Annotated in this window: 19 protein-coding genes and 1 riboswitch; of the genes, 7 read left to right on the top strand and 12 right to left on the bottom strand. The window is 74.0% G+C overall.

The window, feature by feature from the left end:
* Positions 1–19 precede the first annotated feature (19 nt).
* Genes pdxR through K7862_RS19430 form a run of 3 tightly spaced genes read right to left on the bottom strand, consistent with a single transcriptional unit; the run spans position 20 to position 3061 of the window.
* Positions 20–1669 carry a MocR-like pyridoxine biosynthesis transcription factor PdxR gene (gene pdxR, locus K7862_RS19440; RefSeq protein WP_222964183.1) on the bottom strand — a complete coding sequence of 550 codons (1650 nt, stop codon included), beginning with the start codon at positions 1667–1669 and terminating at the stop codon, positions 20–22.
* 34 nt (positions 1670–1703) lie between these two features.
* The gene (locus K7862_RS19435; protein WP_222964181.1) at positions 1704–2453 is read right to left on the bottom strand and encodes a B3/B4 domain-containing protein; all 750 of its coding nucleotides are present in this window, start codon (positions 2451–2453) and stop codon (positions 1704–1706) included.
* Between the two features lie 2 nt (positions 2454–2455).
* Positions 2456–3061 carry a LysE family translocator gene (locus K7862_RS19430; RefSeq protein WP_222964179.1) on the bottom strand — a complete coding sequence of 202 codons (606 nt, stop codon included), beginning with the start codon at positions 3059–3061 and terminating at the stop codon, positions 2456–2458.
* 227 nt (positions 3062–3288) lie between these two features.
* On the opposite strand from K7862_RS19430, the gene K7862_RS19425 reads away from it, so the two are divergent.
* Positions 3289–3729: a GNAT family N-acetyltransferase gene (locus tag K7862_RS19425; protein WP_222964177.1), complete on the top strand. Its 441-nt coding sequence runs from the start codon at positions 3289–3291 to the stop codon at positions 3727–3729.
* A 206-nt stretch (positions 3730–3935) separates the two neighbouring features.
* Here K7862_RS19425 and K7862_RS19420 read toward each other — a convergent pair whose 3' ends face one another.
* Positions 3936–4832 carry a YhjD/YihY/BrkB family envelope integrity protein gene (locus K7862_RS19420; RefSeq protein ID WP_222964175.1) on the bottom strand — a complete coding sequence of 299 codons (897 nt, stop codon included), beginning with the start codon at positions 4830–4832 and terminating at the stop codon, positions 3936–3938.
* 304 nt (positions 4833–5136) lie between these two features.
* On the opposite strand from K7862_RS19420, the gene K7862_RS19415 reads away from it, so the two are divergent.
* Complete coding sequence (locus K7862_RS19415; RefSeq protein ID WP_222964173.1) at positions 5137–6342, top strand: S53 family peptidase; 1206 nt, start codon at positions 5137–5139, stop codon at positions 6340–6342.
* 294 nt (positions 6343–6636) lie between these two features.
* Here the strand turns inward: K7862_RS19415 and K7862_RS19410 are convergent, their stop codons facing one another.
* Entirely contained in the window at positions 6637–7404 is a 768-nt protein-coding gene (locus K7862_RS19410) for a hypothetical protein (protein WP_222964171.1), read from the bottom strand.
* A 4-nt stretch (positions 7405–7408) separates the two neighbouring features.
* Entirely contained in the window at positions 7409–8002 is a 594-nt protein-coding gene (locus K7862_RS19405; RefSeq protein ID WP_222964169.1) for an RNA polymerase sigma factor, read from the bottom strand.
* Positions 8003–8616: 614 nt separating this feature from the next.
* On the opposite strand from K7862_RS19405, the gene K7862_RS19400 reads away from it, so the two are divergent.
* Complete coding sequence (locus K7862_RS19400; protein ID WP_262413440.1) at positions 8617–9750, top strand: glycoside hydrolase family 18 protein; 1134 nt, start codon at positions 8617–8619, stop codon at positions 9748–9750.
* A gap of 259 nt (positions 9751–10009) precedes the next feature.
* Entirely contained in the window at positions 10010–11053 is a 1044-nt protein-coding gene (locus K7862_RS19395; RefSeq protein WP_308012072.1) for a polyprenyl synthetase family protein, read from the top strand.
* Between the two features lie 753 nt (positions 11054–11806).
* Here K7862_RS19395 and K7862_RS19390 read toward each other — a convergent pair.
* Entirely contained in the window at positions 11807–12664 is an 858-nt protein-coding gene (locus K7862_RS19390; RefSeq protein ID WP_222964167.1) for a helix-turn-helix transcriptional regulator, read from the bottom strand.
* Positions 12665–12702: 38 nt separating this feature from the next.
* Positions 12703–13446 carry a helix-turn-helix transcriptional regulator gene (locus tag K7862_RS19385; protein WP_222964165.1) on the bottom strand — a complete coding sequence of 248 codons (744 nt, stop codon included), beginning with the start codon at positions 13444–13446 and terminating at the stop codon, positions 12703–12705.
* A gap of 818 nt (positions 13447–14264) precedes the next feature.
* On the opposite strand from K7862_RS19385, the gene K7862_RS19380 reads away from it, so the two are divergent.
* Positions 14265–14804, top strand: coding sequence for a hypothetical protein (locus K7862_RS19380; RefSeq protein WP_222964163.1), 540 nt, complete (start codon positions 14265–14267; stop codon positions 14802–14804).
* Here K7862_RS19380 and K7862_RS19375 read toward each other — a convergent pair.
* A complete protein-coding gene (locus K7862_RS19375; protein ID WP_222964139.1) occupies positions 14752–15951 on the bottom strand; it encodes a helix-turn-helix domain-containing protein in 1200 nt (399 codons plus the stop codon). The genes K7862_RS19380 and K7862_RS19375 overlap by 53 nt on opposite strands.
* Before the next feature lie 674 nt (positions 15952–16625).
* Here K7862_RS19375 and K7862_RS19370 point away from each other — a divergent pair.
* Complete coding sequence (locus K7862_RS19370) at positions 16626–17210, top strand: DUF4240 domain-containing protein (RefSeq protein WP_222964137.1); 585 nt, start codon at positions 16626–16628, stop codon at positions 17208–17210.
* Between the two features lie 64 nt (positions 17211–17274).
* Here the strand turns inward: K7862_RS19370 and K7862_RS19365 are convergent, their stop codons facing one another.
* Entirely contained in the window at positions 17275–17931 is a 657-nt protein-coding gene (locus K7862_RS19365) for an N-acetylmuramoyl-L-alanine amidase (protein WP_222964135.1), read from the bottom strand.
* Positions 17932–18377: 446 nt separating this feature from the next.
* A riboswitch (cyclic di-AMP (ydaO/yuaA leader) is annotated at positions 18378–18518 on the top strand.
* Positions 18519–18529: 11 nt separating this feature from the next.
* On the opposite strand from K7862_RS19365, the gene K7862_RS19360 reads away from it, so the two are divergent.
* Positions 18530–19798 carry a M23 family metallopeptidase gene (locus tag K7862_RS19360; RefSeq protein WP_308012071.1) on the top strand — a complete coding sequence of 423 codons (1269 nt, stop codon included), beginning with the start codon at positions 18530–18532 and terminating at the stop codon, positions 19796–19798.
* 444 nt (positions 19799–20242) lie between these two features.
* Here K7862_RS19360 and K7862_RS19355 read toward each other — a convergent pair whose 3' ends face one another.
* On the bottom strand, positions 20243–20548 hold the full coding sequence (locus K7862_RS19355; protein WP_222964133.1) for a hypothetical protein: 306 nt from the start codon (positions 20546–20548) through the stop codon (positions 20243–20245).
* 131 nt (positions 20549–20679) lie between these two features.
* Complete coding sequence (locus K7862_RS19350) at positions 20680–21558, bottom strand: MmyB family transcriptional regulator (protein ID WP_222964131.1); 879 nt, start codon at positions 21556–21558, stop codon at positions 20680–20682.
* Positions 21559–21595 lie beyond the last annotated feature (37 nt).

Raw genomic sequence — 21595 nt, 5'->3', positions numbered from 1 at the left:
CCGGCCCGGGCCCCGGACGTCAGGAGAGCGCGCGCAGGGCCTCGCCGAGGGCGGCGACCCCCTCGGCGACGGCGCCCGGCGGGGTGGCCGCGTAGCCGAGGACCAGACCGGGGCGGCCGGGCACCTGGCGGTGCCAGGACAGCGGCTGGCACTTGACCCCCCGGGCCAGCGCGGCGGCCGCGAGCTCGGTGTCGGGCACGTCCAGTGCGGGGTAGGTGACGGTCAGATGGAGTCCGGCGGCCGCGCCGTGCGTGACCGCGCCCGGCAGGTGCTCGGCGATCGCCGCCGCCATCGCGTCCCGGCGGCGCCGGTGGCGCCCGCGCAGCATCCGCAGGTGCCGCTCCAGCTCGCCGGACGCCATCAGCCGGGCGAGCACCAGTTGGGGCAGCACGGCGTTGCCCAGGTCCGTGAAGCGTTTCGCGCCGGCCAGGGCGTCGCGGTAGTGCGGCGGCGGCACCATCCAGCCGATCCGCAGCGCGGGCGCGAGGAGTTTGGAGATGCTGCCCAAGTAGCAGACGCGGTCGGCCAGCAGGGCACGCAGCGCGGGAACCGGCGGCCGGTCGTAGCGGTGCTCGGCGTCGTAGTCGTCCTCGATGATCAGCCGCCCGCCGCTCTGTGAACCGGCCCGCCCGCCGTCCCCTGCGCCCGCCGCCCAGCGCAGCAGTTCGCGGCGGCGCTCCCCGCTGGTCACCACGCCGGTCGGGAACTGGTGGGCGGGGGTGAGCAGGACCGCGCGGGCGCCGGTGGCGTGCAGCGCGTCGACGCGTACGCCGTCCTGGTCGACCGGCACCGGCGGGGTGGCCAGGCCGCCGTTGACCAGGTGCTGGCGGGTGCCGAGCGAGCCGGGGTCCTCGACGGCGACGCTCTCGACGCCGTCCGCCCGCAGCACCGGGTGCAGCAGCGTGAGGGCCTGGGCGGTACCGGCCACCACCAGCACCTCGTCCGGGGTCACGCGGATGCCGCGGCTGCGGGCGAGCCAGTCGGCGACGGCACTCCGCAGTCGCGGGGCGCCCCGGGGATCGCCGTAGCCGAGGTCGGCCGCCGACAGGTCGGAGAGCACGGCCCGTTCGGCCTGGAGCCACGCCGTACGCGGGAACGCGGCCAGGTCGGGCAGACCGGGGGTGAGGTCGATGCGGGCCGGGGCGGCGCGCAGGGCGTCGAAGACGTCGGGGGCGGGCGTGGCGGGGAACAGGGGCGGGGTGACGGGGTGGGCGCCGGGTGCCGCCGCGGACCGGGCGGGCTCGGCCGGCCGTGCCGCGGGGGATCCGGCGGGGGCCGGGACCGGGCACGCGGCAGGGGAGGCGGTCAGGGATGCGGCGAGAGACGCGGTCAGGGGCGCGGCGACGACCACCGTGCCGGCGCGGCGGCGTCCCTCGACGTGGCCGTCCTCCGTGAGCCGCTGGTAGGCCTCGGTCACCACGCCGCGGGAGACGCGCAGTTCGGCGGCGAGCACCCGGGTGGGTGGGAGCCTGCTGCCGACGGGCAGCCGGCCGTCGGCGATCGCCTGACGCAGACGTTCGGTGAGCCAGTCGGACTTGCCGCCGACGGGGGCGTCGGCGGCGTCGAGCTGCAGGAAGTCCGAGCCGTAGGGGGCGGGTTCCGGCTCGGGGCGCGGGGCCCTGGCGTTTCCGCGCCCGATTCCGTCTGAGGCGCCGCCCGACGTCTTCATGGTTCCCGGCCCCCCTCCGCCGGGGCCCATGGTGTCACGCGGGACGGCCGTCGCCCGGCTCGGCGGGCGAGGGCGACGTGAGGTGAGGGCCGATGATCTCGACCGGCCAGTGGGCGGTCAGTTCCCGCGCGAGCGCCGTCATCAGTTCGGGCACGACCCTGGCGCCGCCGTCGTGCAGGGCCTCGGCCACCACGAGGATGCGGCGGGTGTGCGGCCCGACCGCCGAGTACCCGCTCTGGCGGCTGGTCCAGCGGCGCGCGTGCGCCCGTCCCGCGCCGTCGACGAACGTCACCTCGCCGGGCGCGGGATGCTCGGTCCCGCCGCCGAACGGTGTGTACAGCTCGTCGCCACGGGCGTACCGCACTTCGAGGAGCGGCCCGGCGATGCGGTCGGCGTCCAGAGCGGCGACCGGCACGGCGTAGGCGACGGAGAGGGCGTTGCACAGGTCCACCACCGGGTGGATGCGGGGGAGTTCACCGTGCTTCCGGAGCCTGCGCAGCAGCGACTCCGCGGCGCACCGGTACTGCGTCGGCTTGAGACCCATACGCGAGAACGCCCGCCGCCAGGCGGCGACTTCGGGGAACTCGCTCTCGTTCGCGGTGGCCAGCCGGGCCTTCGCGCGGGCGGTGTGGAGGGCGACGCCCGGACCGACGTCGGCGGTGGCGTCGACGCCGTCGGCGAAGAGGACGGCCGCGGCCAGTTCGGGGAAGTCGGCGCGGAGGGCGTCCGCGTGGCGGAAGCGGAGAGTGGTCCCGGCCGTTCCCGGGGTCGTGGTCGCGCTCATGGTCAGGCCACCGCCAGCCGGGCGCTCAGGGCGACGAAGCAGAGGGCGAAGGTGCGGCGGAAGCCGGTCACGATCTGCGGTCGGGCGAGCAGGCGGCCCCGCACCTTGGCCGCGCCCAGCCCGTACGCGGTGAAGACGACCAGGGACACGGCCATGAACACGCCGCCGAGTTCCAGCATCGTGCCGGTCGAACCTGGGTCGTCCCGCGGCACGAACTGAGGCAGGAACGCCACGAAGAACAGGGTGAGTTTGGGGTTGAGCAGGTTCGTCAGCACGGCGGAGACGACCACGCGGGAGACCGGGCGCGGCTCGGCGCTGTCCTCGAACGTCAGCGCCTCCTTGTCGCGGAGCATCGCCCACGCCATGAACAGCAGGTAGCCGACACCGAGGTACTTCACCAGTGCGTAGAGCGGGCCGCTGCCGTGCAGCAGGGCGGCGAGGCCCGTGATGCTCAGGGCGAGGTGCGGGACGATGCCGAGTGTGCAGGCGGCCGCCGCGACCACACCCGCGCGGCGGCCGTGAGCCAGGCCGGCGGCGAGGGTGTAGACGACGCCGGGGCCGGGACTGGCCACGACCGCGAGGGTGGTCAGCAGGAAGGGGATGCTCACGCGTGGCCTCCGAAGGGGTTCGGGTTCTTCCTTCACCCTGGCCGGGGGTTGGCCTGGCGCCCAGGGCCAAAGAGGGGGCGTCCCGCTGGTCCAAAGAGGGGTCGCCTTCCGCGGGACCGGGGTGCGGCTCTGCGCGTGAGTGCGGTGCGGCTTCCGTGGTGCCCGGGGGCTTGGCGTCGGCTGCCGCGTCGTCGTCTCTTGCGGGGAGGCGTGCGAGACTCGGCGGTATGACGCGTGATCACGAGGACGGGACCTTGCGGGTGGGGCAGCGTGACCCCGAGCTCACCGCGCGACTGACCCGCGGGCTGGAGGAGGTCAACTTCCCCGCCACCGGGACGACGGCCGCGGATCAGGGCACCCTCTCGGTGCGGGTCGCCGATGACGACGGCGAGCTCATCGGCGGGCTGACCGCCTGGACGTGGGGCGGTCTGCTCGGGATCGAGATGCTCTGGATCCGGGAGGGGAGTCGCCGCGGCGGCTGGGGTTCGAGGATTCTGCTGGCGGCGGAGGAGGAGGCGCGGCGGCGCGGCTGTGATCGTGCGTGCGTGTCGTCCTTCACGTTTCAGGCTCCGGCGTTCTATGCGGGCCACGGGTACGTGGAGACGGGCCGCACCCTCGGGATCCCTGGCGGGGCTGAGGACGTCCACATGTTCAAGCCGTTGCTTTAGCTGTTCCCGGGGGTGCGGATTCGGGGTTGCCCCCGGGTGCGCGTTCCCGGCTCTCCGCCCGGTGGTGCCCCCAGCGCGAGCAACCACAGGCCGACCGGCAGACGGCAACGCACCGCAGGGGGCAGGGCGGAGCCCGAAGAAGGGCGTGCGGGAGTGGCCGGGCGAAAGGGGGGACGGGGGCACCCGGGCGGAAGGACGGCGGGCCGTCAGTCGATGGCCCCGCCGGCTCCGTCGGACCGCCACAAAATCTCCGGCGCCGGCACCTCCGGCGTCTCGAACCACCCCTCCGGCGGCCGCGGCCTCGGTATCTCCGCCCCGCGCCGCAGCATGCGGCCATCCCGCACGTGCCGCCCGAGCAGCGCCCCGCCGAACACCACGAAGCCGACGCCGACCAGCCATGTCTCGATCGTCAGCACGGTACCCACCGGCCCGTACGCGTCGGCGTTGCTGACGATCATCGGCGCGAAGAAGAGCTGCGAGAACATCCGCAGGCCGGCCAGGCCGAGCATGGTGAAGACGGCCCCGGGCAGCGCCGTCCGCACGCTCACCTGCCCCCACAGCAGGAACCGCTGCCCCCAAGCGAAGAAGAGCACGCCGACGACGAAGGTCAGCGCGAACCGCAGGCCTCCCCGTACCGGCCCACTGCCCATGACGGCCGCGCTCTGCGACTCGCAGAACAGGAAGGCGGTCAGGACGGCCAGCCACACCGTGCGGCGCCAGTCCCGGTGCCAGGGCCCGGCCGGCAGGTCCCAGATCTTGCGGTAGCCGTTCTCCACGCTCGCCACGAAGCTGAGGCCGAAGTACGCCAGTGAGACGAGCCCCCAGGCGCTGGTGGCGTTCAGCACGCTCCGCGGCGCAGCGAACATGCTCCGGACGCTGTGCGCGCCGTCGGTGCTGAGCCCCATGCCGTCGACGACCCACTGGGCGAACCCCGGTCGGTTCTCCCAGGGCGTCGCGGCCGCGACCACCACCAGCAGCGGCATCAGCGTGACGAAGCCCAGCGCGGCGAACCCCATGGAGCGGTGGAGCAGTTCGATGTGCGTGGCTTGTTTCGTCAACCGTCCCGGCGCGGACCGCTTCCAGGCGTCGGACAGTCTGGCCATGGGCTCACCCTTCCCCCAAGCGTTACCGCTGTGGATACCTGCCCAGGTCCCTCACGCGCAACTCGGGCCCCGCTCGGGGCCGTTGCCCGCACCTTCGCCCGTGCCGTCACCTGCGTCCTCCCGCCCGCCCCCGGCCGCCGGACGACCCGCCGGCCGGGACCCCGATCGCAACGGCCGGTGCCTGCGGACATCTTGCGCAACTGACCCGGAGAGCACCACACTTCACCCGTTCACCAGCGGAATCGCTCAGCGATTGTCATGCCCCCACCATGCAGCGCTCGGCCATGACCCCTGAGGAGAGTTCATGCAACTGCGCGCACGGCTGTTCGGTATAGGTGTGGCGGCCCTGGCGGGGATCCCGCTCGCGGTGCTCGGCCCCGCCGGTGCCTCGCACGCGGCCACCAAGGCCGCGCAGCCCGCCCAGAAGACCGCCCACTCCTGTGCCACGAGCAAGCCCGGGTTCGCGTCGTGCAAGGCGATCGTCCGCACCGACATCGTGCAGGCGAACAAGGTCTCGCCGAACGCGACGCCGTCCGGCTACGGGCCGTCCAGCCTCCAGTCCGCCTACAACCTGCCGTCGGCGACAGCCGGCGCGGGCCGCACGGTGGCGATCGTCGACGCGTACGACGACCCGACCGCCGAGGCCGACCTCGGTGTCTACCGCGCCCAGTTCGGGCTGCCCGCCTGCACCACGGCCAACGGCTGCTTCAGCAAGGTCAGCCAGACCGGCGGCACCACCTACCCGAAGAAGGACGGCGGCTGGGCCCAGGAGATCTCCCTGGACCTCGACATGGTCTCGGCGATCTGCCCCAACTGCCACATCCTGCTGGTCGAGGCCAAGACCTCCAGCTTCGCGAACCTCGGCGCGGCGGTGAACCAGGCGGCCAAGACCCCCGGCGTGGTGGCGATCAGCAACAGCTACGGCGGCTCGGACGCCTCCGACGCCAGTTACGGCTCCTACTACAACCACCCCGGCATCGCGGTGACCGCGAGCTCCGGTGACAACGGGTACGGCGCGAGCTACCCGGCGTCCTCCCACTACGTCACCGCGGTCGGCGGCACGACCCTCAACACCGCGTCCAACACGCGGGGTTGGACGGAGACCGCGTGGAGTGGCGCGGGCAGCGGCTGCTCGGCCTACAACACGGCGCTGAGCGGCGCCGCTTCGTTCGGCACGGGGTGCGCCAAGCGCGCGGAGGCGGACGTGTCCGCGGTCGCCAACCCCTCGACGGGCGTCGCGGTGTACGACAGCACCGCCTACCAGGGCTACGTCGGCTGGATGGTCTTCGGCGGCACCAGTGTGTCGTCCCCGGTCATCGCGTCGGTGTTCGCGCTGGCCGGCAACACCGGCTCCATCGACAACAACTACCCGTACACGCACGCGTCTTCGCTGAACGACGTCACCTCGGGCAGCAACGGCAGCTGCACCACCTCGCAGTGGTGCAACGCCCGCGCGGGCTGGGACGGGCCGACCGGGCTCGGCACCCCGAACGGCGTCGGCGCGTTCTGACGCCGTGACGCAGTGACGCCGTCACCTCGCGACGCTGTGACGTCCTGATGGTCCTCGGCCGCCGGGCCGGGAGGGGTCACGCCTCTCCCGGCCCGGCGGTCGCGTTGTCCCCGTGGATCGCCCGCGCCGTTCCCCGCGCCCCTTCGGCGTCCGATCCGCCCCTTGGGCGCCGTTGCCGTCGGGCGGTGCGTTGTGGCCGGTCGCGCCGTTCCTCGCGCCCCTTCCGGGTTCGACCTGCCCCCCGGGCGCCGGCGTCGGCGCCGACGCGCTGGCCTGGGGAGACCCCGATGCTCGTTATTTGTGGGTCGAGGCGGTGGGGGTGGGTTTGGTGTGGCCGGGAGGAGGGGCGGGGGTGAACTGGGCGCAGAAAGCGGGGATCTTGGCGGGGCCGCCGGCGGCCGCGGCGAGGCGGCGCTGGGCCGTGGAGTCCAGGTTGTGACCGTGCTGGGACGCCTTCGCGTAGGACTGGCACAGGCCCTTGACCCCGGGCAGGGGCGACGGGCTCGACGGAGGGGTCGCGGACGGGCTGCTGCCGGGGGTGGTGTGCGTCGGCGCCCCCGTGGTTCCGGCCGGACGGTCGTGCGAGGGGCTGGCCGACCCCGTGACCGTCCCCGAGGGGGAGGCGGACCGCGTGCGGGCGGGGGTGCCGCCGCCCGAGTGGAACGGGTGCGTGAGCGTTCCGGTCTCCGCGGCGATCGCCACCCCGCTGAGCACGAACACCGCGGCGACGCCGCCCGCCAGCGCCTTCAGCGAGCGCGGCCCGCGCGTCCTGCGCCGTCCCGGTGCCGCGCCGGCCGCTCGGACCGGCCGCGCACGATGCCCGGCCGCGTGCGCCTCCCGGAACGCCGCCATCACGGCGCGTTCCGCGTCGGGCCGCACCGGGCGGGCGTCGGCCTCGGACGCGGCCAGCGCGAGCAGCCGGGCGAGGTCCGCGGCCCGGCCGTCCACGCCGGCGGCGTCCAGCTCGCCGTCGAGCAGCCGTTCCGCCACCTCTTCGTCCAGCCAGTGGGGTCCGGGGCGGTCGTCCGGGAACGGGAACTCGGGGTGCTCGCTCGCGGTCATCTCGTCACTCCTCCTCGGCACCGCCGGTGCGGCCCAGGCGATCCGCGAGGCGTTTCAGGCCGCGGTGAGCGGCGGTTCGGACTGCGCCGGGCTGCTTGCCCAGGACCTTCGCGGCCATCGGGGCGTTGAGCCCGAGCATCACACGCAGCAGCACGGCCTCGGCCTGGTCGCGCGGGAGTTCGGCGATCAGGGAGAGCGCGTGCGCGGTGGACAGGTTCTCCAGGGCCAGTCCCTCGGAGTCCCGTTCGGCCGGCGGTTCCGCCGTGCCGTCCTCCAGTTCCGTGGTCCGGGGCCGGACCTTCAACCTGCGCAGGTGGTCCAGCGCGCGGTGCCGGGCGATGGTCGCCGCCCAGGCGCGGAACGCGGGACCCTCGCCACGGAAGTCGCCGAGCCCGCGGACGATGTCGTGCCAGGTCTCGGACGCCACGTCGTCGGCGTCATGCCCGACCAGGCCGTGCAGGTAGCCGACCAGGCGCGGGTTGAGCGCCCGGTAGACGGTGCCGAACGCCGCCTCGTCGCCCTCGCGGGCCTTGGCCAGAGCGGCGCCGAACTCCGCGTCGTCCGTCGTGTCCCGCCGCCGCACCTCCGCCCTGCCCACCCGTCCTCGTCGCGTTCACCGGCCGCCGGCGGCACCGGCACTGCCGTGCGCCGCCCCGTGTCCCGGTCCGTGGAGCTCACCCCGGACACCGGCCGGGCGCCGCGGCGCGGGGGGACGCGCGGGCCCTCCTGCGGCCCCATCCCGATCCCGTACCACCCGTCCGCCGTACCGAGGCGGTTCCACAACCGGCCGCCGGGCGCGGGAGCGCCGGGCGGCTGTCGAAAGATAGCGCGCCCGGTGGTCGCGGCAGTCCACCAGGTCACGGTCCCGGCCGGCTCCCGGCGCCGAACGGCCTGCTCACCGCCGGTCGCCGGCCCGGGCCCTGAGCCCCGGCCCGGTACGCGCCCGAGTCCGGGCCCGCCCGGCAGCCCGCGCCCTTCCGCCGGCTCGCCCCGCCTCGTGTGCCTCATGGCGTCCACCGTCCGCTCCGCCTGCCGCGTTCCCCCGCCCGGCGAGGGCGACGCGACGGCTCGTCTCAGGAAGGGACGCACCGGACGCCCGAAGCGTTACCGTGCCGCGCCGCAGAATGGTCCGGACCTACAGATTGACAGGACTCGGTCAACGGCCTCACCGTTGCCCCCGTCCCGAAGTCACCGGTGCGTCAGGAGGCGTTCATGCGTCGTCCGTCTCGTTCCTCCCGTCCGGCCCCGCCCTCGCGCGGCAGGCTCACGTCCTACGCGGTCGCCGCGCTGCTCACCGCGGCCGCCGCCGTCGTTCCGTCCACCGCCCCCGCCGGTGCGGCGACCGGCACGCCGCCGCAGGTCTACGGCGCCTGGCACTGCGGCAACGACGCGTGCACCTGGGCGACCGTGCGCGACATGACCGACTTCGATCACGCCAACCACTGGCTGATCGACCGCGGTGACGGCCGCCCCTCGGTCAACCTGGTGGTGCTCAGCTTCGTCAACCCGCTCACCCTGCTCAACGGCACGACGAACAGCGGCAACGCCGACGGGGTGCCGGTCGGCATGAACCAGGGCGTCGTGAACTACTTCACCAGCCACGGCATCCGCGTGATGCTCTCCATCGGCGGCATCACGTACACCGACGACTGGAACACCGCCCTCGCGCAGAACCCCACCCTGCTCGGGCAGCGCGCCGCCGCGCTGGCCTCCCGGCTCGGCGTGGGCATCGAGATCGACTACGAGCAGAGCTCCGGCCCGAACACCGCCGGGCTCCAGGCGTTCATCGACGCCTACCGGGCCGCGCACCCCTACGACGCGTCGGGCGCCGACCCCACCGCGCGGCTGACCATCGACGTCGCGGCCGGCGACCGCTGGCTCATCGACCTCGACCAGTACGCCAGCGCCCACTGGCTCACCACCAGCGGCCCGGTGCTGGACTACGCCAACGCGATGGTGCCCAGCAAGCAGCCCACGGCCGCCGGCGCCGAGTCCAACTGGCAGGAGCACCTGACCGGCAAGGCCAACTACAGCCCGGCGATCCCGCCGCTCGCCCCGGCGAAGTTCACCGGCAGCCTCTACATCGCCGAGGGCTCCCAGGTCCGCCCCGAGTGCACGGACTTCCCGTCGTCCGTGACCAACGGGACCAGCGCGTGGACCCAGAGCGCGGCACCCGCGGGCGCCGGCACCAGCCCCGGGCTCCTCGGCTACATGTTCTGGGCGGCCGAGCGGCCGGCGACCCGCGGGGTGACCACGGTCCCGCCCAACTCCTGTGAGGGCGGCGTCGGCGCGGGCGCCACCAGTTTCAACATCCCCATCCCGATGCCCGCGCTCCGGCAGAGCTGAGGCAGGGACGGCGTCCCTCCCGGACACGGGGACATGAGGCCGCGCGTCGAGCGCGCGGCATGAACCTGCAAGTGCCGGGCCCCGGCGTCGCGTCGAACGGACGCCGGGGCCCGGCGCGGACCGCCGCAGGCGCCAACCAGTAGGCCCCGGTGGCCGGTTGCGGACAGGTTCCCCGGCGAACCGCGAGGTCACGGCCGTTCCGTTCCTACGATCACGGCAGTACGGGCCTGTCGCACGGGCCGTGACCGGAGGAGGCCGCGTGCCCACGCTTGCCGCACGATGGAGACGACACTCCCTCATCGCCGAAGTGACCGCCGGTGACCCCGGGATGCGACGCCGGCTGCGCCGCGGCATGGACGTGGTCGAGGGGCGGCTGCGGGGGTGCTCGCTGGAGGCCGCCGACCCGTTCGTGGCCGAGGTCGTGGCGCACCTCATCGAGGCCGGGGGCAAGCGGCTGCGCCCGCTGCTGACGCTGCTGGGCGCGGAGTTCGGGCCCGCGGAACGCCGTGCGGAGGTCTGGGACGGCGTGGTCACCGCCGCCGTGGTCGCGGAGCTGGTGCACGTCGCCTCGCTGCACCACGACGACGTGATGGACGAGGCGCAGACGCGGCACGGGGTGAGCAGCGTCAACGCCCGCTGGGGCAACGGCGTGGCGACGTTCTCCGGGGACTGGCTGCTGTCCAAGGCCGCCCAGCTCGCCGCCGAACTCGGCCCGGCCATGGTGCAGTTGCAGGCACGGACGTCCCGGCGGCTCGTCGAGGGCCAGATGCTGGAACTTGTCGGGCCCTCCGAGCGGCAGCGACGGCTCGACCACTATCTCGCCGTGATATCCGGCAAGTCGGCCGCGCTGATCGCCTCCTCGCTCTGCGCGGGGGCGTTGCAGGCCGGGGCCACGCCGTCGGAGACCGACAGCCTGGCCGAGTACGGCGAGCACCTGGGCGTCGCGTTCCAGATCGGCGACGACCTGCTCGACATCACCGCGCCGTCCGAGCGGCTGGGCAAGGAACGCGGCCGGGACCTCGCGGTGGGTGTGGAGAGTCTGCCGGTGCTGCTGGCCCTGGAGGACGACCGCCCGCAGGGCGCGGAACTGCGGGAGCTGCTGGCGGCCGGGCCGGACGCGACGCCCGAGGCCCGCTCCCGGACGCTGGCGCTGCTGTGCGCGTCGCCGGCCGTGGACCAGGCCCGCGTCATGCGGGACGACCGGCTGCGGCGGGCCCGTCGCGCCCTGACCGTGCTGCCCGACCGGCCGGCCCGCCACGCCCTCGCCTCGCTCTGCGGCTTCGTGGCCTCCAGGACGCGCTGATCCCCCTTTCCTCGCCGTGCCGCGGGAGTTCGGCCGTAAAGGCCTGAACGGTATGGGGAATGGAGAATGCTGGACCGGATTTCTGGTGCCGGATTCGGTGCCGCATCCCCCTTTCCCGGGCACCTCCCGTGTGGCGGGTGCGTCGGCGCACTGCGGTCCTCGGCGGCTTCCCCGGAATGAGTCGAATTCTGCCGGCGCCGGTATCCGGCGCGACTCCGAGGCGTTTTCCCCTGCCCTCTCACCGGGCTTCCGCCGCCCTCGCCCGGCGGCCTTCAGGCACCAAAGTGCCAGGTCGCAGGGGTTGCCGCGGGACGGAAAGATGCTCGGGGGGTTTCGTTTCCCGGCGGCCGGGGAATGGTCGGAGGTTGTCCGGAGCGCGTGAGCCGCGCGCCCATGGCACTATCCTGCCGCGGAGTTGCCCCGGCTCTCACCCGCGGGATAGAAATGTTTTCAACAGCCCAACCGCGGTGCGGAACAGCGGGCTGGTGAATTCCGCCAACCGCGTTCACCCCCCCTGCGGTCCGGCGGAATTTCCGGAAGCCGCCCGGTGTGCCGACCAGCCCGGGAGCACGGCGTCCGAAGGGTGGGGGCGCGGCTCGCAGATCGACGGCCGCGCCTCCGCTGACCCGAACACCCGGGCGGAACCGTCCGTCCCGGTGCGTCTCGATGCCCGCGAGACGAGCACGGAAACGCCCCGCCGGGCCGAGCCCGGCGGGGCGCTGTGCGTGGACCGTCCGGCACCACGCCCGAGGTTCAGCAGTGCGGCGGTTCCGGTTCGCCGGTGTCGGCCGCGTGGGTGCCCGCGCCCGAGGACCGGGACGCCGGATCGCCGCCGCCCTTGCCACCGGGCGGCAGCAGACCGAGTGCCGCGGCCCGCACGCCGGCCTGGAACCGGGAGTCGGCGGCGAGCGCCTTCATGATGTCGGCCACGTAGCGTCGATAGGTGCGCACGGAAATGGACAACTCGCGTGCGGCGACTTCGTCCGTGAGACCCAGGCGCAGGCATCGCAGGACCTCGCGTGCCATGTCCGAGCGGGCCTGGTTCCCGAAATCGATCGGCCCGGCGGCGAGCGCCGAAGCCTGCCACATGCTCTCGAAGAGTTTTTCCAGCGCCCGGATCACGGAGGGCGCGTGGAGCGTCGAGGCGCGGGCGTCCAATGTGGGATCCGCGCACACCAGAGCGGTCCTGCCGTCGATGATGCTGGCGGTCAGTCCCTGCGACCGGGAGGTACGCACGGTCAACCGCTCATCCTCCTCCATGCGGCGGACCAGGCTCTCGTCCACGCACCCGGGTGCGCACAGAACACGGACAGTCACCGTCGGTGCGGCCGGGGAGAGTCGTTCCTTCACTGCCTCCAATGCGGCGCCGGCGACTTCCAGGTCGTCCGGCAGCAGAATGTCGACGGAATTCCGGGACCGGTTGACCTGGCGCCCTATTTCGGCGACCAGTTCTTTTCTGCCGAGCCCGAGTTTCCTGACGAGTGAGTTTTCGGCCAGTTTCTGGCGGCGTCGCGCGACCGTGGAATCGATGAGCGCCCGGACCTTGAGCAGGTCCTGCTCCATCTTGTCCGGCGGGACGTCCGATCGATATATCACCGTGTTTTCTTCCATGCTCCCGCGCATGTTTCCGTCGATGACACGATCGGCGATCAGACGTGTGCCAGCAGGCGCAGCTCGACGGCGCGCACTCCGGCCTGGAAGCGGGACTCGGCGCCGAGTTCCCGCATGACGTCGGCGACGTGACGCCGATAGGTGCGCAGGGAGATGTCCATCCGGTCCGCGGCCACCGCGTCGGGCCGGCCGGCGTAGAGGCTCTCCAGCACGCTGGTGCGGATCTGGGTGCCCAGGCGGGCCCCCGGCCTGCTCTGCTCGGCCAGCGGACTGCCCGCCCGCCAGGCGCCGATCAGCAGCAGCTCGATGGCCCGGCAGGCCCCCGGCTCCTCGATCGCGGTCACCAGCGGCTCGTGGCCGGGCGGGCCGTCGGACCGTACGAGCAGGGTCCGGCCGTCCACCATCAGGATCTGGTCGAGCTCGTTGTCGACCGTGCGCACCTGGCAGTGCGGGGTCTTCGGCGCGACCGTCCTCACCAGGGAGGTTTCCAGCGCCTGCGGGGCGGCGAGGAGGCGGATCGCCACCGGGTGGACGCCGCGGTCGGCACGTCGCTGACCGGCGGTGAGCCGGGCGATCCCGGTGGCCACCGCCTCCGACTGGCCCGGATCTCCGGAGAGCACCGCGGTGACCCGCCGGGCCGCGCCGCCGATGAGCCGCGCGACGGACTCGCCCTCGGTGCCGGCCTCCGTGCCGGTCGTGGCGAGCGGTGCGTGGCCCGCGCCGTGGCGGTGGGCCGACATCGTCGAGTCGATCAGCGCCCTGGCCTCGAGCAGGGTGCGCACCACACCGTCTGCGGAGTTTTGTCCCTCGTTTTCCCGTGACAGAGCCATTGAGGGGCTATGTCTGGTCTGTGGTAAAGGCAGCTGAGCGAATTGCTTTGCACTGGCCACGTTGTCCCCCGTGGTAATCCGACTGTTCAGCGGCGTATTGCCGGGGGCACATGCATGATCTAGTTGACTTCGCAACCACAGGGTGACCAGCCCCGTGGTTCTCCTCAGGCCCCCGACCGGCAGTCATCTTGCCGGGTCATGGCTGAGATTAAGCAGCGGAGTGAAGGGTGTCAACAACAGAATACGAAACCCGGATGATCAAGTTCCGCGGTATACACCTCTGTTATTAGGCGCGCAAAATGAAGCGACCGAGGATGTCAGGAACCTGCAGCGGCGCCCGCTGTTCCGAGAGCCCGGAGGCGGCTTGCCCTGTTTTGGTCGCGAACTCCGTTCCACCTCAGGGGAATGAGGGCGTGGAGTGTTCCGTGAGGCGCTTGATGCCTCTTCGTCGGTCACGCTTGGTGCCCGTACGGTTATTCTTGGTGAACACGCTGACTTCTGCCCATTCCGGGGACTCCCGAAACCGTCATCGAAGCTTCCCCCGCCCTTCCGGAACGGTTTCCCGGACCCGGAATGCCGCGCCTTCGTCGGGGGTGCGGCCGTTACCCAGGGTACGCGCGCGGCCGGCCGGTCCCCGGGCCGGGGCTCCGGGCCCGACGACCCCTGCCGGCGCTCGGTGAGAGCGCGTTCCTTCTTCTTCGGCAAAGTGCCTCCCAGGCATAGGGCAGGGCGTTACGGTGTGTCCCTTCACTGGCCCTTCCGGGGGGATCATGCGCATCCGTACCGCATCTGTCACCGCTGTCTGCCTTGTCCTGCTGGCCGCCGGGCCCCTGCTCGCCGGCTGCGCGGCGGACACCGCCGCGGCCGGCACGCAACCCGCCGGCACGCAGTCTGCCGCCGACCACAAGGCTCCGGTCGGGCTCGGCAGCGCGGAACAGGTCGCCGCCTACCTGGAGCAGGGCATTTCCGCGATGGCCACCAGTGTGGTCTACACCTCCGCAACGGATCCCGACCACCTGCTCGGCAAAGCGGGCGGATACCAGTCGAAGGCCGCCTTCACGGACTCCCGTATCCAGCCCGGAGAGGTGACCGGGACCGGGGCGAGCCCGGTGGATCTCGGCGGTGTGATCGAGACCTATGCCACCGTCGGCCAGGCCCGCGCCCGCGCCCAGCACCTGGCCGCCACGCTCCAGGGGCTGGCGGCCAGCGAGTACCACTACTACGTCGGAGCCTCGCTGATCCGGGTCTCCCGCATCCTCACTCCGTCCCAGGCCGCCGACTACCAGCAGGCCGCTGAGTCGCTCGGCTGACCGTGCCGTTCGACCGCGACGCGTCCAGCCAGGTGCGCAGGGCCCACCACCAGCGCAGGGTGGGCAGGACGCGCGGGTCGTCCAGGGCGTCGGGGATCCCGGTCAGGCCTGCGAGACGGGTCAGCCGGTACCGCACGGTGTTGGGATGCACGTGCAGGGCCGCCGCGGCCAGGTCCAGCCGGTGGCCGAGGTCGAGGTAGGTCAGGGCGGTGCGGGCCAGATCGCGGTGGAAGTCGTCCGACGGGTCCAGGGCGCCCAGCAACTCCCCGGCCAGCAGGGCCGCGAGGGCCGGCTGTGCGGCGAGTGCCGTCTCCGCGGCGAGGCCGGTGAGCCGCCGCGTGCCGCTCAGGCCGTGGGCCGACGCGGTGGCCAGCGCCGCCGCGCACAGCCGATGGGCGGCGGGGACGCCGTCGAGCGGCACGGCGGGAGAGACCAGCACCAGGGGCCCTTGGCCGGCTGACGGTCGGGCGGGCGGCCGGGGCGTCAATCCCGCGAACCGGCCGTCGACCAGGCCGAACAGGGCTCCGGGCACCGCCAGTTCACGTTCCAGGGCACGCGCCCGCACCGGATCGGTCACCTCGGACAGCACGCAGTGGTGACGGGCGGACGCGTCCAGACCCGCCTGCGCGATCTCGTCGGACGGCAACGCCTCCGCCCCGTCGTGCAGCAGTCGTCGCAGCACCTGGGTGCGCGCGTCCCGTGCGGTGCGGGCGAGTTCGAGCTGCGCGGTGTGGTAACCGCTGATGACGTGCCGCTCCATCGCGCCCGCGTGCCGGTCGAAGTGCAGCAGGGCGTCGAGCAGCACGGCGTCGGGCACCCCGGCCGCGCGGCCGCGGTCCACCCCGATCTCCAGGGCCCGCCGCCGTCCCGCCTGAACTCCGCTCAGCAGGGCGGTCAGCGGGACGCCCTGCTCGGCCCGGTCCGCACCGAGCAGGGCGGCGACGGGGTCGTGGTCGGGCGGGTCCGTCCCGGGCCGTTCGAACGAGGCCAGGCCCGAGGCGAGCAGCACCGCGACGTGCCGGCGGTTCTCGGCGACGGGGAGCCGGGCGACCTCGGGGGAGGTGCGGGCCGCGGCGATCACCTCGTCCACGACCGCGTCGTCGCCCACCATGTCCCGCAGCACCGCGCCCAGCACCGCCGTCCCCATCCGCACCTCCGGTTGTGGGCTGCCGAAGCTAACACGCTCCCGCTGTGGGGGGTACGGAGTGCGCCCGGCCCGCACATCACGGTCCCGGTCCCGCCCGTACCGTCCACCCGCGCCGGCCGGTCCCCGTCCTGCCCCTCAGCTGTGTGTCCCGTCCTCCGCCCGGTGGCTGGCTTGTCGCGCAGTTCCCCGCGCCCCCTCGGCCTCCGGGGTGCCCCCGGTCCGCTGCTGCCGTGTGCGCCGCCGCGTTGGCTTGTCGCGCCGTTCCCCGCGCCCCTTCGGCCTCCGGGGTGCCCCCAGCGCGACAAGCCACAGCGGACCGGCAGTCGGCAACGCACCCCCGGGGGCAGGACGAGCCCCGAAAGGGGCGCGGGGAACTGCGCGACAAGCCACGACGAGGTGGCAGTCGGCAACGCACCCCCGGGGGCAGGACGAGCCCCGAAAGGGGCGCGGGGAACTGCGCGAGCAACCACCCACTGGGCGGAGGCCGGGAACCCACCCCAGCGGGGCAGGACGGGCCCCGGAAGGGGCGCGAGGAACCGGCCACGGGCGGAGGACGGGAACGGGGCCCGGGGGACCCCGGAAGCCGTACCCCGCTACCGGGCCGGAGGCCGCTGACCGTCCATCAGGTGAAATTGCCCCTGCGCCCAGTGACAGTCCGCTGGCATAGTCACCGCATGGAGACAGACCCCCTCTGGACTCTCATCGCGGGCTGCCGGCGGCAGGGCCTCACCGGCGACCAACGGGACGCGTGGCTGCGGGCCGCCCTCACGCGTCAGTCGCTCGACGGCATCATCGGCTTCCAGGCGGGGCTGGAGCAGCGCATGGCGGAGTCCCGGACGTGGAGCCTGTGGGCCGCCGCCGACCGGGTCTTCGGCGGCTGGTGCTCCGACGACACCTTCTGCTGGTTCCGGCACTGGCTGGTGGGCCTGGGCCGCCCGGTCTTCGAGGCGGCGGTCCGCGACCCCGATTCCCTCGCCTACGTCCCCGAGGTGCTGCGGCTGTCCGGCCTCCCCCGCGAGACGTGGCGTGACGACCGCCCGGCCTGGGAGTCGCTGGACCGGCTCGCCCCCGAGGCGTACGAGAGGGTGGCCGCGCTCCCGGCCGACGCCCTGGACGCGGCGGTCCGGGCGAAGCGGATCTCCGGCGCGGCCGGCGGGACGGCCACTCTGCACGGCCCCCGGTGGAGTGCGCTGGACGAGCCGGAGGCGGCGCGCCGCCTGCCCCGCCTCAGCGAGATGTTCCCGCTGCCGGCGGCCTGACCCGGGTCGGGGACAGGCCGCCGGCGCGACGTGCGGCCGCGCGGGCCGCCGTGGCGTCGTGCCGTCAGACGCCGTTGACCAGGCGCATGTAGCGCACCCAGTCCCAGTTGGGGCCCGGGTCGGTGTGGTCGGTGCCGGGCACCTGGTAGTGCCCGATGATGTGGTTGCGGTCCTTGGGGATCCCGTACTTGTCGCAGATCTCCGCGGTCAGCGCGGCCGACGCGTGGTACATCGCGGTCGTGAAGTACGACGGCTGGTCGACCCACCCCTCGTGCTCGATCCCGATGCTGCGGGTGTTGTAGTCCCAGTTGCCGGCGTGCCAGGCGATGTCGTGCTCGCGGACGCACTGGTCGATCGCGCCGTCGGCGGACCGGACGACGTAGTGCGCGGCGGCCGCGTGCGCCGGGTCCTGGAAGAGCTTGATGGTGTCGCTGAACGTCTCCTGCGTCACGTGGATGACGACCAGGTTGACCGGGTACGACGTCGGCCGGTTGGAGGCCGTGTAGTTGGCGGTGCTGGCCGGTGCCCAGGTGGCGCCCGGGTAGTCGACGGTCGCGGCGGACGCGCGGCCGCGGCCGGTCCACAACTCGCCGGCCAGGCCCGCGGTGGCCGCGGCGCCCACGGCGAGGCCACCGCGTAACAGCGAGCGGCGGCTGGGAGCGGCCGAGGGATCGGCCGCGGTCCCGTCGGGGGAGGTGGGGGGACGGCTGGGACGTGCCATGGGGGCTCCCTGAGGCGTCGCGGTGCGGTGGGGTCGGCGGACGTGCAAGGGCGAGTGCATGACAAGAACGTCGAGCCAGCCCATCGTGGGGCCGGTCGCCGCGGCCTGCCAAGCGGTTCGCGTAATGGCACAGGTCCAGACCGCTGGCGCTCGCTCCGCCCGGCGGCCGGGTGCCGGCGGCCGGGGCTCGCGCGCGCCGGGTCCCGGTCTGCGCCGGACCGCGTCCGCTCGTTCACCGAATGTAGTCACGGAGGGCTGCCGTTGATAACAACTGACACACGTTCATATCGTTGCCGGACCGCACCGGGTGACCGCTTTAGCCTCTCTGCATCACTCGTGCCCGATTGGTTCCGTGGCCAACTCCCCGATTCAGCTTGGATTTCGCCTCCGGCTCTATTAACGTTCGATAACGCAGCGCGGTCGTCACCACCGCCGCAAGAGGCGGCACCGTGCGCTTGCCGAATCCCGTCCGCGGGAACCGGGGACCCGAGAACCTGGGGTGAATCGGACAGTCGCGAGCCTGTCCGTAGGAGACCTTCCTGCTCCGAACCCGTCAGCTAACCCGGTAGGCGAGAGGGAAGGAAAGGAGAGCGCCCCCGTGGCGTCGAACCAGCCTGCCTACGCACCCGCCCGGCCCGAGCCCGGGACCGGTGCAGCATCGCAGCCCGGATCCGACGGGGAGCAGCCCGCGTTCGCGTTCTTCACGGAGGCGCCGCGTACGACGGAACCCCGGTTCGCCGAGGCGCCCAGCCCGGCGGAGGCCCCGCGTCCGGCGGAACCCCCTTTCGGGCAGGCCCCGTTCGCGCAGCCCCCGGTCGCGCAGCCCCCGTTCACGCAGACACAGCCCTCGTTCACACAGGTCCCCTTCGCGGACGCGCCCTTCACGCAGGTTCCCATCGCGGAGGCCCCTTTCGCTGAGGTGCCGAGCGCGGCGCAGGACGTCCCCGGCGACGCTACCGTCGCCCCCAAGCTGCCGCGCCAGCGCAACGTCGCCCGCGGCGGCACCGTCCTCGGCATCGCGGCCATGGCCGCGGTCGGAGCCGCCGGTGTCGCGGCGGCGGCACCCACCGCGCCGGCCCAGGGCGCCGCGCCCGTGGCCGTCTCGGTCCCCGATGTGGTCCCGGCCGACGCCCCGGCACCGGCCGCCGCGCCGGCCGAGGCCGTGACCCCCGTGGTGGCGCCCTCGGTGACCCCGGTTCCGGGTCCGGCTCCCACGGCGGCGCCCGCCGTCACCGACCCCGGCGAGGCGCTGCGCGCCCGCATCATCGGGCAGGCCACCGCCGAGCGCGAGGCCGCCGCCCAGGCCGAGCGGGACGCCGCTGCCAAGGTCGCAGCCGAGCACGCGGCACGCGAGGCCGCGGCCCGCAAGGTGCGTGAGCAGGCCGCGGCCGCCAAGGCCGCCGCCGAGGCGAAGGCGAAGGCCGACGCGGAGGCCGCCGCCCAGGCGGAGTCCGAGCGCCGCGCCGCGCTCGCCGCCTCCTACATCAAGCCGCTGGCCTCGGCCACACTGACCGCGGCCTTCGGCGAGTCCGACCCGTGGTCGAACCTGCATACCGGCCAGGACTTCGCGGCCCCCACCGGCACCCCGGTGCACGCGGTGCACGGCGGAACGGTCACCTCGGCCGGCTGGGCGGGCCCGCAGGGCTATCGCGTGGTGGTCACGCTCGACGACGGCACGCAGGTCTGGTACTGCCACCTGTCGACGATGTGCGTGACCGAGGGCCGGGTGACCACGGGCGACACCGTCGGCCGGGTCGGCGCCACCGGGAACGTCACAGCGCCGCATCTGCATCTCGAGGTGCGTCCTGGCGGCGGCGCGCCCGTCGACCCCGTACCCTGGCTGCAGGCGCACGACGTGGCGGTCTGACCGGCACGCGCCCCCAAGAACCCGGCGGCCCTGGCGAACCCCCCCTTGTCAGGGCCGTCGGCCTGTCCGGACCCGCACGGGACCGGGCGCGGAAGGCCCTTCCGGCCGGAACCTCTCCGGCCCCCGGTCCTCCGGGCCCCGGCCCGATCCCCGCTGCGGACGAGGACACCCCCCGAGAACCCCGGCGGCCCTGGCGAACCCCCCCTTGTCAGGGCCGTCGGCCTGTCCGGACCCGCGCGGGACCGGGCGCGGAAGGCCCTTCCCGCCGGGAAACTCCCCGGCCCCCGGTCCTCCGGCCCCCGGTCCTCCGGGCCCCGGCCCGATCTCCGCTGCGGACGAGGACACCCCCCGAGAACCCCGGCGGCCCTGGCGACCCCCCTGCCAGGGCCGCCGGCCTGTCGCCCGGAGAAGCGCGGCCGCCCGTCCCGGGCACCGGCCCCCGGACTACCGGGCGCCGCGCCCCGCGACCACCCACGACACGGCGGCCACGCCGCCCGCGACCGCGAACACGGCCGGCCACGCGCCCACCTTCTTCGCCAGCGGGTGCGAGCCCGCGAACGCCGCCACGTACGCACCGGTCAGGGCAGCCGCCGCTCCGGTGCCCGCCTCCCGCCGCCACTCGCGTGCGGCGACCGCGCCGGCCGCGGCCAGCGCCACGCCGCCGAGCTCGCGCCGCCTGGTCCACCGGGCGATGGCGTAGCCGCCGACCAGCCCGCCGGCCGCCACTCCGCTCGCCGCAACCCCAGTCATGACCGTCCTCGCCTTCTCGCGTCCATCCGGGCGCGTCCGTCCGTGCGGGCCTCGCCGGGCGGTCCCGGCCGGCTCCCGCCCGCGGGCGGCGGCTGTCCGGAACGTCCCCTCGCGTGCCCTTCGGTCCGAGACTAAGCGGTGGCCGCCCCGGACCCGTGCGCAGGGTCGACCGGGCCGGGCGCCGGCGCGTACAGCGGGGGCCGCGGCGCGGGACGGCGCTCGCCGGGGTCGAAGAGGATGAACATCAGCCGGCCGCCGGGCACCCCGAACGGGCCTGCCGCGCACATCGTCGCCCACCCCGGGCCGAGCTCGGCGTGCAGCAGCGGCCGGGACTCGTCGGCGCGCGGGCCCATGAACTCCTGCGAGGGCGAGTCGTAGGCCGCCGCCACCGCGGGGTCGAGCCGCGCGTCGGCCTGCAGGCGGGCCAGCGTCCGGTTGTGGGGGTGGGCCGACACGGCGTTGCGCAACTGCGGCACGAGCAGCGGCAGCCAGCTGTGCTCCCAGTCCATCAGCACGGTCCTGGCCTCGGGCGCGAACAGCATCCACCGCATCGTGTTCCCGGGCACCACATGGTTGCGGAACAGCCGGGCGAAGGCCGTGTTGTAGGCGACGACGTCCCATGCGACGTCGTTGATGTACGCGATCTCGTCGGTGGTCCGCAGCACCCGTTCCCACGGCCACGGCACGGCCGTGCCCGGGCGCGGGTCCAGCGGGTGCGCGGGCAGCAGCCCGGTCGCGTAGAGGACGACGGCCTCCCACTCGTGCTCGCTCAGGTGCAGGATGCGGGCGATGGGCGCGAGCACGTCGGGGCCTATGTGCGCGAGCCGGCCGCGTTCGACGTACCCGTACTTGTGCTCGGGCCAGCCGAGCAGCCGCGTCATGTGCTCGTGCGTGAGGCCCTGCACCCGGCGGCCCCGCGGATCGGCACGCGGCGCGAGGCCGAGTTCCACGGGGTCGACGCGGGCCCGGGCGCGGGCCAGCAAAGCCTGCAGGGCCTGGCGGTTGCGCATCGGCGGCTCCCCGTCGGACACCCCGTCGGTCCGCGCA

Origin of the sequence: Actinacidiphila acidipaludis (assembly GCF_019890725.1) — a bacterium.
Classification (GTDB): Bacteria; Actinomycetota; Actinomycetes; order Streptomycetales; family Streptomycetaceae; genus Actinacidiphila; species Actinacidiphila acidipaludis.
The sequence above is the reverse complement of the archived record's forward strand: the minus strand, read 5'-3'. Positions and strand labels throughout refer to the sequence as shown.